Source organism: Devosia sp. FKR38 (assembly GCF_005222805.1).
Taxonomy (GTDB): domain Bacteria; phylum Pseudomonadota; class Alphaproteobacteria; order Rhizobiales; family Devosiaceae; genus Devosia.
Genome location: NZ_STGC01000005.1, coordinates 117,644 through 132,981 on the forward strand (window position 1 = coordinate 117,644; position 15,338 = coordinate 132,981).

The following is a 15,338-nucleotide window of genomic DNA, read 5'->3' on the forward strand; positions in this document are numbered from 1 at the left end:
CTGAAGTGCCAACTGATCCCGCCGACACAGATCGTCGCGCCCGCTTCGACGCCGCCGTTGCGCGCCATGGCCTGGCGCTGACTGCAGCAGAGCTGGACAGCGTCTTTGCGCTGGCGGACTGGATGAACCAGGGGTTGGTGCAGCTCGACGGGCCGGCGGGGACAGTGGACGCTGCTGCCGCGCTCGATTTGAGCCTGGTCGAACAGGGCCGCATGCTGCGCGATGGGCGCTTGACCTCGGTGGCGCTGGTCGAGGCGAGCCTCGATCGCATTGCCCGGCGCGACCCGGCCTATGGCGCCTTTTATGTGGTGAGCGCCGAGCGGGCGCTGGCCGACGCGGCCCGGGCTGACGCCGAACTGGCCGCTGGAACCGACCGCGGCCCGCTGCATGGCATTCCCATTGGCATCAAGGATCTGATTGATATCGCCGGCCTGCCCACCACGGCCGATGCGCCGGGCCGGGCCAATGCCATCGCCACGGAGGACGCCGAAGTCGCCGCGCGCCTGGTGGCCGGCGGCGCCGTGCTGATGGGCAAGCTTGCGACCTATGAATGGGGCACGGTCGGGCCGGACAAGCGCGGCCTGTTTCCCCCGGCGCGCAATCCCTGGAGCCTCGATCACATCACTGGCGGGTCTTCTTCGGGCAGCGCAGTGGCTGTGGCTGGCGGGCTGCTGCGCACCACAATTGGCACAGACACCGGCGGCTCGCTGCGCGGTCCAGCCTTTTATTGCGGCGTGGTTGGCCTCAAGCCGACCCTGGGCGCCGTCCCCAAGCGCGGCGCGCTGGGCATGTCGGCCAGCATGGACCATATCGGCCCGATCAGCGCGAGCGTGGCCGAGGCGGCTCTGACGCTGGACGTCATCTCCGGCGGCCAGGCGTCGCGCCGGCTCGGCCAGGCGGTCAGCGGGCTGCGCATTGGCTATGCGCGGAGCTGGTTCGCCAACGATCCCCAGACCATGCCGGCGGTGCTGGCCGCAATGGACGCAGCGGTTTCGACACTGTCCGAATTGGGTGCGGTGATCAACGAGGTCGATCTACCGGACTATCCCGCCATCGAGGTGGCTGCGGCGGCCATCCTGCACCGCGAGAGCTTCGACTATCATTCTGCCGAACTGCGCGCGCATCCGGAGGCCTATGGGCGGCGAACGTTTTTGAGTCTCTCGGCCGGCGTCGCAGTAACCGACGGGCAACTGGCCGCCGCCCAGCGGGCAGGGGTCGCCTTTCGCGCGGCCGTCGACACACTGTTGGACCAGCACGATGCCCTGATCACCGTCGGGGCGCTGACCACGGCCTTGCTGGCTGCGCCCTTCGAAGAAGAGGCTGTTTGGACCCCGATGCGGACCATTGGCTTCAATGTCAGCGGCCACCCGGTGCTGGCCCTGCCGGTGGGGTTCCATGACGGTCTGCCCATCGGCATGCAGATCATTGGCCGCCACCATGATGAGGCCGGGATCGTCCAGATCGGTGATGCCTTCGAGCGCGCCACCGACCACGCGGTGCAGCGACCTCCGACCATAGTCTAACGCCAGGGGCCGCATTATTTGCGGACGCTGACGATCCCCGAGTTTACAAATTTGCATACGTATGCAAGATGATTAGCAGCAAGAATACGGGAGCGGCAAAATGCCAGTCTGGCTCAAGCGCGGTAAGGATGTCGAAGAGCGGGCGGAGGCCGATCGCCAGGTGCGCGCGACGGTCGAAACCATCCTGGGCGACATCGAGAAGCGCGGCGATGTGGCCGTGCGGGAACTGTCGCAGCGCTTTGATAAATGGGACCGCATGGACTTCCGTCTCAGCCACCGCGAGATCGACGATTGCCTGGCCCAACTCACCGACCAGGATCTGGTCGACATTGAATTCGCCCAGACCCAGGTGCGCAATTTCGCCCGCGCCCAGCGCGCGACCATGCAGGATCTCGAGGTCGAAACACTGCCCGGCGTGATCCTGGGCCACAAGCATGTGCCGATCAACGCCGTGGGCTGCTACGTCCCCGGCGGCAAATATCCCCTGCTGGCTTCGGCCCATATGTCGGTGATCACCGCCAAGGTGGCCGGCAGCGAGCGGGTCATTACTTGTGCTCCACCGTTTGGAGGCAAGCCGGCGCCGGCTGTCGTCGCCGCACAGGCGATGGCCGGCGCCGATGAGATCTATGTCCTGGGTGGCATCCAGGCCATTGGCGCCATGGCCATCGGCACCGAGAGCATTGCTGCCGTCGACATGCTGGTGGGCCCCGGCAACGCCTTCGTCGCCGAAGCCAAGCGGCAGCTCTATGGCCGCGTCGGCATCGACCTCTTCGCCGGCCCCACCGAGACGCTGGTGATCGCCGACGACACGGTGGACGGCGAAATCTGCGCCACCGACCTGCTGGGACAGGCCGAGCATGGCCCTACCAGCCCGGCGATTCTGTTGACCAATTCGGAGAAGCTGGCGCGCGAGACCATGGCCGAGATCGAGCGGCTTTTGGAGATCCTGCCGACCGGCGAGATCGCCCGGAAGTCATGGGCGGACTATGGCGAAGTGATCGTCTGCGCCGACTATGATGAAATGCTGGCTGAAGCCGACCGCATCGCCTCCGAACATGTGCAGGTGATGACCGACCGCGACATGTGGTTCCGCGATAACCTGACCAATTATGGCGCCCTGTTCCTGGGGCCCCGCACCAATGTGGCCTATGGCGACAAGGTGATTGGCACCAATCACACCCTCCCCACCATGAAGGCGGCGCGCTATACGGGTGGCCTGTGGGTAGGGAAGTTCATGAAGACCTGTACGTGGCAGACCGTCACGACCGATGCGGCTTCGGCCATGATCGGCGAATATGGCTCGCGCCTGAGCATGCTCGAAGGCTTTGTTGGCCACGCTGAGCAAGCCAATGTCCGCGTTCGCCGCTATGGCGGTCGCAACATTCCCTATGGCACCGGCGCGACGCCGCGCACCGAGGCGGCCGAATAAAATGAGCCTGCCGCGCACACCCAGCTTCCGCCTCGATGGCAAGCGGGCCCTCATCACCGGGGGCACGCGCGGCATCGGGCTGGCGGCTGCGGCGGCGCTGGCCGAGGCAGGTGCCGCCGTGACCATTGCGGCGCGCACGGCGGGCGATATCGAATCCGTCGTCAACCAGATGGCCGATGCCGGCCTCGCCGCCGAGGGCGTGGCCCTCGACATCACCGATAGCGACGTGGTCCGGGCCTTCGTCAATGACGTCGATCCCTTCCAGATCCTGGTCAATTCGGCCGGCATGGCGCGCCATTCCGCCTTTGCCGATATTACCGCGGCCAATTACCAGGCCGTGATGGATCTCAATCTGTCCGCGACCCTGTTCGTGTCCCAGGCCGTGGTGGCGCGGCTGGTGGCGGCGGGCCTGCCCGGATCGATCATCCATGTGTCATCGCAGATGGGCCATGTCGCTGGCCCCGACCGGGCGGTCTATGCCGCCAGCAAGTTTGCTGTTGAAGGGCTATCAAAGGCCATGGCCATCGAGCTGGGAGCCCATAATATCAGGGTCAACACGGTGTGCCCGACGTTCATCGAGACCGAGCTGACCGCGGCCAGCCTCAGCGACCCCGCGTTCCGCAACTGGGTGCTGTCCAAGATCAAGCTTGGCCGGCTGGGGCGGGTGGAGGATATCATGGGGCCGATTGTTTTTCTGGCCTCCGAGGCCGCGGCGCTGGTGACCGGCACGTCACTACTGGTGGATGGCGGATGGACAGCGGAGTAAAAAAGCCGGGCGTGACCTCCTCGCAGGTCGCCGAGCACGCTGGCGTTTCGCAGTCGGCCGTGTCGCGCACCTTTACGCCCGGCGCCTCCATATCATCCAAGACGCGCCAGAAGGTGCTGGCCTCGGCCAAGACGCTGGGCTACCGCCCCAATGCCATTGCCCGCTCACTGATCACCAACCGGTCCCGCATCATCGCGGTGGTGATGGCCTATCTTGAAAACCTGTTCTATCCCGACGTGCTTGAGGAGCTGGGCCGGGCGCTGGCTGCCGAAAATTACCATCTGCTGCTGTTCACCGGCTTCATGGATCGCGACAGCGACCCGGTGTTTGACCAATTGATGCAGTATCGCGTCGACGGCATCATCCTGGCGTCGACGTCGCTGTCATCGGAGCTGTCCGAGGAATGCGCGACCGCCGGCATTCCCGTGGTGCTGTTCAACCGGACCACCGGGCGTGACGCGGTCTCGAGCGTGACCACGCGCAACCGTGAAGGCGGCAAGCGCATAGCCGAGTTTCTGGTCGCCGGTGGCCATAAGAGCTTTGGCTATATCGCCGGCCTTGAGAACTCCTCGACCAATCGCGACCGCTTCCAGGGCTATAGCGAAGGGCTGGCCGCCCATGGCCACACCAGCATTGCTGTCGAGACGGGCAATTACTCGCGCATCGACGCGCAGGACGCCGCGCGCCGCATGTTTGCGCGTCCGAACCGGCCCGACGCGCTGTTTGTCGCCAACGATCACATGGCCGTCGCCGTGATGGACGTTGCCCGCTACGAGTTCGGCCTGCAGATCCCTGATGATATCTCCATTGTCGGCTATGACGATGTGGGACCGGCTACCTGGACCTCCTATGGCATCACGTCGATGAGCCAGCCGGTCAAGCGCATGGTCGAGGCCACGGTCGACATCCTGATGGACCAGATCGCCAGCGGCGAGATCGAGGCTGAGCACCGCATTCTCAATGGTGAACTGATCGTGCGCACCTCGGCGCGCCTGCCCGCCACCGGCATCGTCGTGCGCGACGGCCAACAGATCTACCGGCCCAAGGAGGCGTGATGCTCATGTCGCGCCTTGCGGGCTTTTTTTTCGTTGCTCTATGCATACGAATGCAATTTTCGATCAAAAGCACTCTCTTCTGCGCGTGAAAGGACTGTCCCATGACCGTTTGGACTCAATCTGAAATGGAAAAACGCCTGGTGCGTTACGCTGACCTCAAGGGGCTCCGGAACGCCTTTATCGATGCCCGTACACCCGGTTCCGACCGCAAGGAAAACTTCACCATCATCGGGCCGGGCGTCAGCGAGAACCCCGCCCAGGTAGTGCATATCCCCGAGGCCCATGGCTTCAACTTCGGCGCAGCCCGCCAACCCTTTGGCTGCACCAATTCCCAGCACAGCCACCTGACCGCCGAGACCTTTCTGGTCCACACCGGCAAGTGGCGCTTCGTCTTCGGCGCCAACAAGGACGAAGGCTACCTCGACGTCGAGCCGGGTGATGTGGCGACGGTGCCAACCCATATGTTCCGCGGATTTGAAAAGCGTGACGAAGGCACTGGCTTCCTGGCCGTGGTGCTGGGTCATGATGATCCCGGCAAGGTGGTCTGGGCGCCTTCAGTGTTCAAGATGGCCGAGGACTTCGGGCTCAAGCTGCTCAAAGGCGGCAAGCTGATCGACACCACGCTGGGCGAAAAAGTGCCCGAGGGCGCCGAACTCGAACAGCCGCCCACGCCCGAAAAGCTGCGGGAACTGGCGACCCCACCGATGTCTGTGCTGGGCCAGTACTATCTGCCCCATGCCAAGATGGTCGGCAATCCGGGCTCGGCGCTCGCCAGCGAAGGTGTCGAGGAAGCCGCGCTGATCGGCGATGTCGATGCAGCCGATGGCTTCAAGGCCGGCCCGATCGTCGGCCATTGGCAGCACGGCTTTGCCCTGCGCCGTCTCAAGCTCGCTACGGGCGCAACGATCCCAGCGCACAGCCGCGCCGAGCAGGAAGTGATCTTCGTGCAGTCCGGCACGCTGGAGTTCAACTGGGCCGACGGCAAGCTGATCCTGGGCGCTGGCGATACACTGACCGTGCCGGTTGGCCTGGCGCATGGCTTCCGCAATCCGGCATCTGCAGACGCGATTGCCTTTGTCGTGCGCGGCGCCGCCGCACCGGCAGCGCCCGTCTGGGCCACGGCCAAGGCAGCTGAATAGAGCGGTGACGCGGGCCCGTTGCGCCTTCTCCCCGGAGCGGAGAGGATGGGACGGGCCCCGCGGCTCATGATCAATAACTGAACGTCGCCTGGCGCAGCGCGCCGACAGTCCCATCCCGGGCGAGATAAACACTGCGGAGGACGCCATGCCCACCATTAGCCCTGAGACACTCGCTGCCCTGCGCAAGGCCGATACGCCCACGGTCTGCAACGCGCTTGAACATGTCATGGGCGGGCGTACGGCCGAGGGCTTCACCAAGACCCCGGTGGTCTGCGCCGACCCAGCTTTGCCGCCGGTGGTGGGCTTTGCCCGCACCGCCAAGATCCGCGCCTCCTCGCCGGCCCAGAAGCCAGCGGCCGAGGTGCGGGCGCTGCGCATGGCCTATTACGACTACGTCGCCGCCGGCGACGGCCCCAATGTCGTGGTGATCGAGGACACGGACTTTCCCCATGCCATCGGTGGCTTCTGGGGCGAGATGCAGGTGGCCCAGCATAAGGGCCTGGGCATTGCCGGCACGCTGACCAATGGCGTGCTGCGGGACCTTGGCATGCTCGACGCGGGCTATCAGGTCATCGCCGGCTCGGTTGGGCCCAGCCATGCTTTTGTCCATGTCACTGAGCTCGATTGCCCCGTCACCGTGTTCGGCATGGCGGTGCGTCCGGGCGACCTGGTCCATGCCGACCGCCATGGCGCGGTGGTCATTCCGGCCGAGCATATCGAGCGCATGGCCTGGGCCATTGATGTGGTGATGCGCAAGGAAGTGCCGATCCTCACCGCTGCCCGCGCGCCCGGCTTCACAGTGGAAAAGCTCAAGGCGGCCTGGCTGGAGGCCGACAAGATCAGCTGAGGTCAGCGGGGGCTTCCTCCCCCGCGAGCGGGGGAGGAAAACCGGTCACTCTGCACTATGCGCTTTTCTTGGCCTGCATGCGGTCCAGCCGCAGCTGGGCAGCGCGGCGGTGGCCTTCGAGGCCTTCGCTGGCCGACTGGCGCGCCGCCGGCGGCGCCACCTGCGCCACGCCGCGTTCGTCCAGCCACTGATGCGTGGCGATCTTGACATAGGAGCCCACCCACAGCCCGCCGGTATAGGCGCCCGCGCCCATGGTGGGCAGGGTGTGGTTGGTGCCCGAGCACTTGTCCGAATAGACCACGCTGGCCAGCTCGCCGATGAACAGCGAGCCATAATTGCGCAACTTCGTGGCAAAGCCCTGAGCATCGACGGTGTGCACCTGCAGGTGCTCGGCAGCGACCAGATCGGAATAGGCGATCATGGTGGCTTCGTCTTCGCAGACGGTGATCTCACCATATTTGATCCAGGCTTCGCGGGCCGTGTTGGCGGTCGACAGCGTCTGCAGCTGGGCCTCGACCTCGCGCAGGGTCGCCTCGGCCAGCGCCCGGTCGGTGGTGATCAGGCCAACGCAGGTGCGCACGTCATGCTCGGCCTGGGCCAATAGGTCCGTGGCGATCATCTCGGCGTCGCCAGAGCTGTCGGCGACAACGAAGATTTCCGACGGACCGGCCAGCTGGTCGATGCCGACCGGGCCGAACACCTGTCGCTTGGCTTCATTGACGAAGGCATTGCCGGGGCCAACGATCTTGTTGACGGCGGGAATGGTCTCGGTGCCATAGGCCATGGCGGCAATGGCCTGGGCGCCGCCGACCTTGAAGATCCGGTCAGCACCAGACAGCACGCAACCGGCGATCATGGCGTTGTGCGCATTGGGTGGCAGGCAGGCGATGACCTCGTCGACGCCGGCAACCTTGGCTGGAACGATGGTCATGATCGGCGCCGACAGCAGGGGATAGCGCCCGCCGGGAACATAGCAGCCCACGCGCTGGATGGGGATGACGCGGTGGCCCAGGTGCACGCCGGGCAGCGTCTCGACCTCAAGCGGCAGGATGGTGGCCAGCTGCGCTTCAGCAAATTTGCGCACATTGGCGATCGCGAACTCGGTGTCCTTGCGCGTCTGCGGATCCAGCGCGGCCAGGGCCGCCTCGCGCTCGGCGGGCGTCACCTCGAACACGCTGATGTCGGACTTGTCGAAGCGCACGGAATAGTCGCGCACTGCCGAGTCGCCATGTTCGCGCACATTGGCAATGATCTCGCTGACCAGCGCTTCGACCGAGGCGCTGTCGCCGCTCGCCGAGCGCTCGGGGGCCTTCACATAGGTGACGCCGGGGAAGGGTGAATTGGTCATGCCATGCGCTCCGAAAGGGTGACGGATGACGCAGAATGGTTAGCACAGCGCGTACCACAAGCGTCCCGTCGGGATGTTGTTTTGATCTTGCATACGTATTCAATATTTGCCAGAGTTTTTTGCATCAGAGGCGCATGGACCCATGTCCACCGTCGTCTCACCCGGAGAATGACGTGATCTATCCTGATACAAATCTGCTGATTGGCGACGCCTGGGTCCCGGGCGCTGCCAGGCACACCATCGCCGTGCGCAACCCGGCAACGGGCGCCGTCATCGGCCAGTTGGCACAGGCAGATCGGGCCGACCTGGCCGCGGCCGTGGCGGCCGCACAGTCGGGTTTTGCCGTGTGGCGCCAGGTGCCGGCGTCAGAACGCGCTACCATCCTGCGACGTGGCGCCGCGCTGCTGCGCGAGCGCGTCGAGGCCATCGCGCCGCTCATCACCTTCGAGCAGGGCAAGCCTCTGGCCCAGTCGCGCGCCGAAGTCCTGTTTGCTGCCGAGGTGACCGAGTGGTTCGCCGAGGAGGCACGCCGGACCTATGGCCGCATCATTCCGGCGCGCGGCGCCCATGTATCGGCGCAAGCTGTGCCCGAGGCGCTTGGCGTCATCGCCGGGTTAACCCCATGGAACTATCCGGTGGGCCAAGCGGTGCGCAAAGTGGCCATCGCGCTGGCCGCCGGATGTTCCATCATTCTCAAGGTCGCCGAGGAAACGCCCGCATCCGCCGCTGCCATGGTCGCCGCCTTTGTCGATGCTGGGCTGCCGACCGGTGCATTGCAGCTGGTGTTTGGCAATCCTGCCGAAGTGTCGGCCTTTCTCATCGCCCATCCCGATGTGCGCGGCATCAGCTTCACCGGCTCGACGGCGGTGGGCAAGAAGCTCTCCGCGCTGGCCGGCAGCTATCTCAAGCGCTGCGTCATGGAACTGGGCGGCCACGCCCCCGCCATCGTCTTTGCCGATGCCGATCTCGATGATGCCGTGGCCACGCTGGCCGGTGACAAGTTCCACAATGCCGGCCAGGCCTGCATTTCGCCGACGCGGCTGCTGGTCGAATCGTCGGTGCATGGCCACTTCGTTGATTCCTTCGCGGCGGCGGCACGGGCGATCCGCATGGGTGATGGCTTTGATCCGCAAACCACCATGGGCCCGCTGGCCAATGAACGCCGCGTCACCGCGCTGACCGAACTGGTTCAGGATGCCGTGGCGCAGGGCGCCCGGCTGGTCACCGGCGGTGTGCCCGAACGCAACCAAGGCTATTTCTTCCCGCCCACCGTGCTGTCCGACGTGCCGATCGCGGCGCGCATCATGAATGAAGAGCCGTTCGGGCCGGTGGCCATCGTCAATCGCTTTGACACTATCGGCGAGGCCATTGGCGAAGCCAACAGGCTCGACTATGCGCTTGCTGCCTATGGCTTTTCCACCGTCGCCGGCAACCTCCACGCCATGACACAGGGGGTTCGCTCGGGCATGCTGTCGCTCAACCACAATGGGCTGGGCTGGCCCGAAGTGCCCTTCGCCGGCATCCGCGACAGCGGCTATGGCGACGAGGGCGGCATCGAAGCCCTGCGCGAGATGATGACCACACGGTTTGTTTCGACGAGGCAGGTCGCATGAAAGCCGCCGTCCTGCGCCAATTCGGCGCCGACCTCAGCATAGAAGATGTGCCGCTCGCCAATGCCAGGGACCGCGAGGTGCTGGTGCGCATCATGGCGACCGGCGTCTGCAGCAGCGATCTCTCCACGATTCGCGGCAAGACCGGCTCGGAATTGCCGCTAATTCCCGGCCACGAAGCCGCCGGCATCGTCGAACGCGTCGGCGCCGGCGTCAGCCGGGTGAAGCCTGGTGATCGGGTGGTGTTGAGCTGGGCGCCCAATTGCGGGCACTGCTTTTACTGCCACCAAAGTCACCCCACGCTGTGCGACACCTATGGCGCGGCCGCCGGGGCCGGTGCGCTGTGGGACGGCACCAGCCGTCTGGGCGGGGCCCAGCCCATTCACCACTATTCCTGCATTTCGTCCTTTGCCGAGCAGGCCGTGGTGCCGGAAACGGCCTGCATCCCCATCACCGAGGATGTGCCCTTTGCCGTCGCCGCCCTGGTCGGCTGCGCCGTGACCACCGGCTTTGGCGCCGTGATCAACGATGCCGCCATCAAGGCCGGGCAATCCATCGCCGTGCTGGGCGTGGGCGGCGTTGGCGTCAACGCCATCCAGGCCGCCGCGCTGGCCGGCGCTGAAACCATCATCGCCATCGATATCAACGCGGACAAGGCAGCAGTGGCAACCACCTATGGCGCCACCCATTTCATCAATGCCGCCGCGCCCGACCTGATCGAGCAAGTCCAGGCCCTGACCCATGGGCGCGGCGTCGACCACGCCGTGGAATGCACCGGCCGCCCGGTGGCCATGAGCAGTGCCTATGCCATCACCCGGTCCGCCGGCAGCGTGGTGATCGTCGGGATTGCCCCGGTCGGCGCCCAGTTCGCCATTCCCGCCATTGGATTTCCGGGGTCGCGCAAGCGCATTGTTGGCTCGATTTATGGTGGCAGCGTGCCCGAACAGGACATCAACACCATTCTCTCGCTCTATCGGCGCGGCCGTCTGCCGCTTGACGCCCAGATCGGCCGCCGCATCCCCCTCGAGCAGGTCAACGACGCGCTCGCCTGGCTCGAAGCCGGTGTCATGGCGCGCACCATCATCGAGTTTGCCGCGTGAACCGGGTCGCGCAGGCCCGGGCGATCATGGCAGCCGGCCCAGCGCCGCTGCCGTTGCTGCTCGTGCCGGGCACCGCCTGCGACGCGCGCCTTTTTGCGCCCATGCTGGACCTCCTGGGCAGTCCGCTGGTGACCATCATCGATCTGGGGGACGAACACTCCGCCCCCGCGCTGGCTGCCCGCATCCTGCGCGAGGCGCCAGAGCGGTTCGCGCTGCTTGGGTTCTCCCTGGGTGGCATTGTTGCGCTGGAAATGGTGGCGCAGGCTCCCGGGCGCATCGCGCGGCTGGCGCTGATCGACACCACGCCGCGGCCCGATCCGGCGGCCAATGCCCCGCTACGCCGCGCCGCCGTGCAGCGGGCGCGGGCCCAGGGCATGGATGGCTATATCGCCGACAGCTGGAGCCGGCTGGTTTCCCCCGACAATCTTGGCAATGCCGAGCTGGAGGCCGTAATCACCGCCATGGCGCGCGACGCCGGCGCGGACCGCCTCGCCAGCCAGTCTGAGGTGGCTATACACCGAGCAGACAGCCGGCCGCGCCTCAACGCCATCAAGGTGCCAACGCTGATCCTGGCGGGCGCGCACGAGCAGGTCTGCCCGCTCGACGCCCATCAGGAGCTGGCCGACGGCATCGCCGGCGCCCGTCTGTTTACCATTCCCGGGGCGGGGCATTTTGCGCCGCTTGAAAATCCAGCCGCAGTGGCGCGTCATATACGCCACTGGCTGGACTGGACCGATATCACCCAAGCCATTGTGGCCGACGACCAAGGAGCGATCATGAGCGACAACCCGACCAACCCCAAGGCCAAGGGCGGTTCTGCCGTGTCGGTCGAAAATGTGCTGCAGGTCGAGCGCCGGGACTATCCCGAGCTGGCGCCCACCAACCGTCCGCGCAGCCAGTCGCTGGATGGCTTTGACGACATCTATACCGACATCGTCGACTACATCATCCGCTGCACCCACAAGATCTGGGACGAGCGCGATATCGGGCTGATCTACACCCACTACACCCACAACTGCGTGCTCTATGGCACCACGGGCACCATCTACAACCGCGAGGATGTGGTGCGCGACACTATCCAGCGCCTGGTCTCGTTCCCCGAGCGGCGTGGTATGGGCACGCAGGTGATCTGGAATGGCAATGACCAGGACGGTTTCTACACCAGCCATCTGGTGACCGGCTCGGGCCGCCACACCCAATATGGCCATCTCGGCCAGCCCACCGGCCGCCCCTTTGTGTCGCGGACCATTGCCGACTGCATGATCCACCGCAACAAGATCTATCGCGAATGGGTCGTGGCCGACCAGATGGCCATCATCAAGCAGCTCGGGCTGGACCCCAATCATTTCGCCATGCGCACCGCCCGGCAGAAGTTTGACGCGGGCTTGACTTCGCTCGATATCGGCGAGAACCGCCGCTTCCTCGGCCAGACGCCGCCGGCCGAAAAGGCCGACACCAGCCTGGCGCACAATGATGTGGAAGCCCGCACCATCGAAATGCTGCACGAGGTCTTTACCAAGCGCATGTTTGGCCGCATCGCCCAGGACTATGCGCCCAATGCGCAATATCACGGGCCGCTGATGAAGGAACTCTATGGCGTCGCCGCCATCGTGCACCAGCACCTGGGCCTGATCGGCTCGCTCCCCGACGCCTCCTATGAAATCCAGCACGTGGCGTCCAACCCCTGCGACGAGGGCGGCACCAAGGTGGCCGTGCGCTGGATCATGGAAGGCCATCACCTTGGCTATGGCATCCTCAGTGAGCTCGGCGACCCCACCGGCAAGCGCGTGCAGGTGATGGGCATGAGCCATTACCACTGGAAGGACGGCAAGATCGTCGACGAATGGAACGTCTATGACGAGCTCAGCCTTCTGGTTCAGGTTCGTCTGGGCCAACTGGCCGAGACAGCCTGACGACGCAAAAAGCCGCACAAGGGCGGGTCACCCTCTCTGGGGGCGATTCGCCAAGAGGCGTCCATTTGAGGATGCCCGCGGCACGAGCGATGGGGCAGGGCGTCGTCGCGATTGTCAGGCGCGGCCCTTGCCGCGTCAGCCCGTGCTGATCGCCTGTGGCGCGCTGGCGTGTCACGACGGGGCTTGCAGCCCGCAGCGACACCGCGCGCTACACTGACCGCAATGCGGCGACCCATTCGCGCACCGCAAGCCGAGCTGGATATGGTGTCCCCATGTGGACCTGCGGCAGCAAAGGCGCACCCGCGCCCACCCAAAAACTCGGTCTGTGATTGACGATTGCCAACGCTGGACGACGTCCCGAAGGCGCACGCACAATCCCGCAACATCTGCCGCGAAAGATCAGCGGTTTCTGTTTAGGCTTGTGAAATAAAAGGAGAAACTGGTGCTGCCGGACAGGATTGAATTTCCATGTCCATCGCACAGTGCATTGAACTTGCTAAGCAATTTCGGACTGCGATCTGACGTTGTGTACCTGCTCTGCGTACCCTTGGCAAGGGTCTCGCACTAGGAACGGCCGGCTCGCCATTGCTTCGTCAGTCGTCTACACCCCACTCGACCTGTAGATCATTTATGGATGCGAACACCTTCCATGAGCCTGTGTCTGTCAGGACGGAAAGAGGGCGCCCTACGTGCATCTCTCCCGAGCGGCTGCCGTCAACCCAAGGCCATGTGGTCACTCGTATCCGCCCGCCTCCCCACCGGTTGGGGTGTTGGATGAACTCCGCATCGGTCTTGAGGCGTTCCAACGACATCGGACTGCCCTTGATCAGTTGGTGTATCGATAGTCTGGCCATCTTGAACACTCCATTTCGAGAGGCGCCGCATTTGGTGCCTTTTCATCGGCAACCGCCGCCATAGAGCGGGGCAGGTGAAGGACAGCCGTGCGAGCCGTCATCCGGGTAGGTAGCCGCCATCGTGTCTAACAGTGCGGCCACTTCTGAGTTGATGCGCGCCTGTTCGGCATCGGGTTTTGGAAGGTCTCTCGGAAACTCAAGTTGTTCACCCTTCAAGATAACGACCGGGGGCGCTGCGGGCGAGAGCAGGCGGAACACGAACCCATCCAACATCAGCGCAGCAAAGAGGCAAATCAGCGGCGCTGTCGCGACTAGGCCTAGTTTCTTGGTGATGATTGTTCCCTCCGAACACCTCTAGGTGGTCGTGGGCATCGTGCCAGTCCTTGGCCCTCGCCGACAAGGGGAGGCCTGCCGAGGCCCGCACCTCACTACTACGTCCACCCGAGGACAATCCCAAACCCACTACCCCTTCCACCCGTGAATACTCGCGCCAAACTGCCGGTTTAGCCTCCGCAGTTCCTCCTCAAGTACCGCCCGGTCGCACTAAGGCAACCACCAGGGCAATGCCCCGGCTGCCCCGCGCACTCCCCCTCCCACCAGTAATCACGCGCTCCACCAGCGCCCCTCCACCAGCCCTGAGCCTAGCAGGCGGCAACCCAGGATGAGCATGACACTGACATTGAACAGACCGAAGCAGCGGGAATTCGCACCGAGTGAGCTACTGGAGACCCTCCGGAGACTTGAGAAACAAGCCGAGGGTGGTTGTTCGCAACATCCCGTCGATCCCCGCCGTCTAGCCTTGCGCGATATCACGAAGGCTCCTCAGGCGTTCAACATCCGCAGTGACAAGGACCAGCACCACCTTGTGCAACTTGTCCGCTCTCTCTCAAGCGTTACCGACCTTTCCCCTGTTCTCGTGATGCGATGTGGGGACCAGATCGTCCTGGTTGATGGACATTATCGTCTGGAGGCCTATGGTTTCGCCAAGCGTCCCGACATTCCTGTGGAGTTCTTCCGGGGGACAGTGCGGGAGGCATACGTGGAGGTGGTCACGCGCAACGCAGCCCCAACGCTCCAGATGGACAACCGGGGGCGGATGGATTGCGCGTGGAACATGGTCAATGCCTGTTTCAGCCGTGCCCAGATCGTGCGGGCCTCCGGCGCCTCCCGTGCCCAAGTGGCTGTCATGTGGAAAGCCCAGAAGGCTTTGGGCGATGAGGCGGGGCAGATCACCGAATGGCGAAGAGCAATGAGGGAAGCTGCAGGTAAGCCGATGGCGCCCCTTTTGCCTGAAGAGGCAGACGCAATGATTGAAGCGCAAGCTCAGGACTATGCCGACCGGCTGCGCAAGGCTTGCGGGACCAAGCTTTGGACCAATCCCGAGATTGGCGCTAGAGCCATCGCATTGTGCTCCGGTCGCAAGCTGCCCGACTTGGTACTGCACTTGAAGAACCATCTGACTGAGGCGGGTCACGAATGGATCAGCGCTAATGAAGCGGATGAAGACGGTGCCAGCTTCTACTAGGCAGGGGTCTATCCCCTAGGTGGGGCAATTTAGACCCCCGCCCCCCCTCAGATGACAGTCCCGATGTCGTTGTTGCAGGCCCAGAGCGGGCAGCACATGGCTCATCTATGCCCAAAACCCCAAGGAGAGCGGCACGGTTGGGAGAGTTTCCTGGCCGTGCCACCTCTGGGCGTCCGATGTGTGGGGGCAATTCCATAAAATAAAAAAGTCTCTTGGCCCCTGTCGGGTA

11 protein-coding genes are annotated in these 15,338 nt (G+C 64.5%); 10 read left to right on the forward strand and 1 reads right to left on the reverse strand.

Features of this window, described 5'->3' with window-relative positions; translation table 11 throughout:
- Positions 1-5 precede the first annotated feature (5 nt).
- The 6 genes from E8M79_RS05705 to E8M79_RS05730 all read left to right on the forward strand — a co-directional run bounded on the left by E8M79_RS05705 (position 6) and on the right by E8M79_RS05730 (position 6,759).
- The gene (locus E8M79_RS05705) at positions 6-1,523 is read left to right on the forward strand and encodes an amidase (RefSeq protein WP_248304912.1); all 1,518 of its coding nucleotides are present in this window, start codon (positions 6-8) and stop codon (positions 1,521-1,523) included.
- Positions 1,524-1,623: 100 nt separating this feature from the next.
- On the forward strand, positions 1,624-2,952 hold the full coding sequence (gene hisD / locus E8M79_RS05710) for a histidinol dehydrogenase (protein ID WP_137150992.1): 1,329 nt from the start codon (positions 1,624-1,626) through the stop codon (positions 2,950-2,952).
- Between the two features lies 1 nt (position 2,953).
- Positions 2,954-3,718: an SDR family oxidoreductase gene (locus E8M79_RS05715; protein WP_137150993.1), complete on the forward strand. Its 765-nt coding sequence runs from the start codon at positions 2,954-2,956 to the stop codon at positions 3,716-3,718.
- Positions 3,703-4,773 carry a LacI family DNA-binding transcriptional regulator gene (locus E8M79_RS05720; RefSeq protein WP_137150994.1) on the forward strand — a complete coding sequence of 357 codons (1,071 nt, stop codon included), beginning with the start codon at positions 3,703-3,705 and terminating at the stop codon, positions 4,771-4,773. Before E8M79_RS05715 ends, E8M79_RS05720 begins: the two co-directional genes overlap by 16 nt.
- A gap of 101 nt (positions 4,774-4,874) precedes the next feature.
- Positions 4,875-5,912: a cupin domain-containing protein gene (locus E8M79_RS05725; protein ID WP_137150995.1), complete on the forward strand. Its 1,038-nt coding sequence runs from the start codon at positions 4,875-4,877 to the stop codon at positions 5,910-5,912.
- A 145-nt stretch (positions 5,913-6,057) separates the two neighbouring features.
- Positions 6,058-6,759, forward strand: a complete 702-nt coding sequence (locus E8M79_RS05730; RefSeq protein ID WP_137150996.1) for an RraA family protein — start codon at positions 6,058-6,060, stop codon at positions 6,757-6,759.
- 55 nt (positions 6,760-6,814) lie between these two features.
- On the opposite strand, the gene hisD (E8M79_RS05735) is transcribed toward E8M79_RS05730, so the two are convergent.
- Positions 6,815-8,107, reverse strand: a complete 1,293-nt coding sequence (gene hisD, locus E8M79_RS05735) for a histidinol dehydrogenase (RefSeq protein ID WP_137150997.1) — start codon at positions 8,105-8,107, stop codon at positions 6,815-6,817.
- 176 nt (positions 8,108-8,283) lie between these two features.
- On the opposite strand from hisD (E8M79_RS05735), the gene E8M79_RS05740 reads away from it, so the two are divergent.
- The 4 genes from E8M79_RS05740 (at position 8,284) to E8M79_RS05760 (ending at position 15,109) form a co-directional block, all read left to right on the forward strand.
- Positions 8,284-9,720 (forward strand): NAD-dependent succinate-semialdehyde dehydrogenase, encoded by a 1,437-nt coding sequence (locus E8M79_RS05740; protein ID WP_248305039.1) that lies wholly within the window; start codon positions 8,284-8,286, stop codon positions 9,718-9,720.
- Positions 9,717-10,817, forward strand: a complete 1,101-nt coding sequence (locus E8M79_RS05745) for a zinc-binding dehydrogenase (RefSeq protein ID WP_137150999.1) — start codon at positions 9,717-9,719, stop codon at positions 10,815-10,817. The genes E8M79_RS05740 and E8M79_RS05745 overlap by 4 nt, the downstream gene beginning before the upstream one ends.
- Positions 10,814-12,730, forward strand: a complete 1,917-nt coding sequence (locus tag E8M79_RS18555) for an alpha/beta fold hydrolase (protein ID WP_248304913.1) — start codon at positions 10,814-10,816, stop codon at positions 12,728-12,730. Before E8M79_RS05745 ends, E8M79_RS18555 begins: the two co-directional genes overlap by 4 nt.
- 1,521 nt (positions 12,731-14,251) lie before the next feature.
- The gene (locus E8M79_RS05760) at positions 14,252-15,109 is read left to right on the forward strand and encodes a ParB N-terminal domain-containing protein (RefSeq protein ID WP_137151000.1); all 858 of its coding nucleotides are present in this window, start codon (positions 14,252-14,254) and stop codon (positions 15,107-15,109) included.
- Positions 15,110-15,338 lie beyond the last annotated feature (229 nt).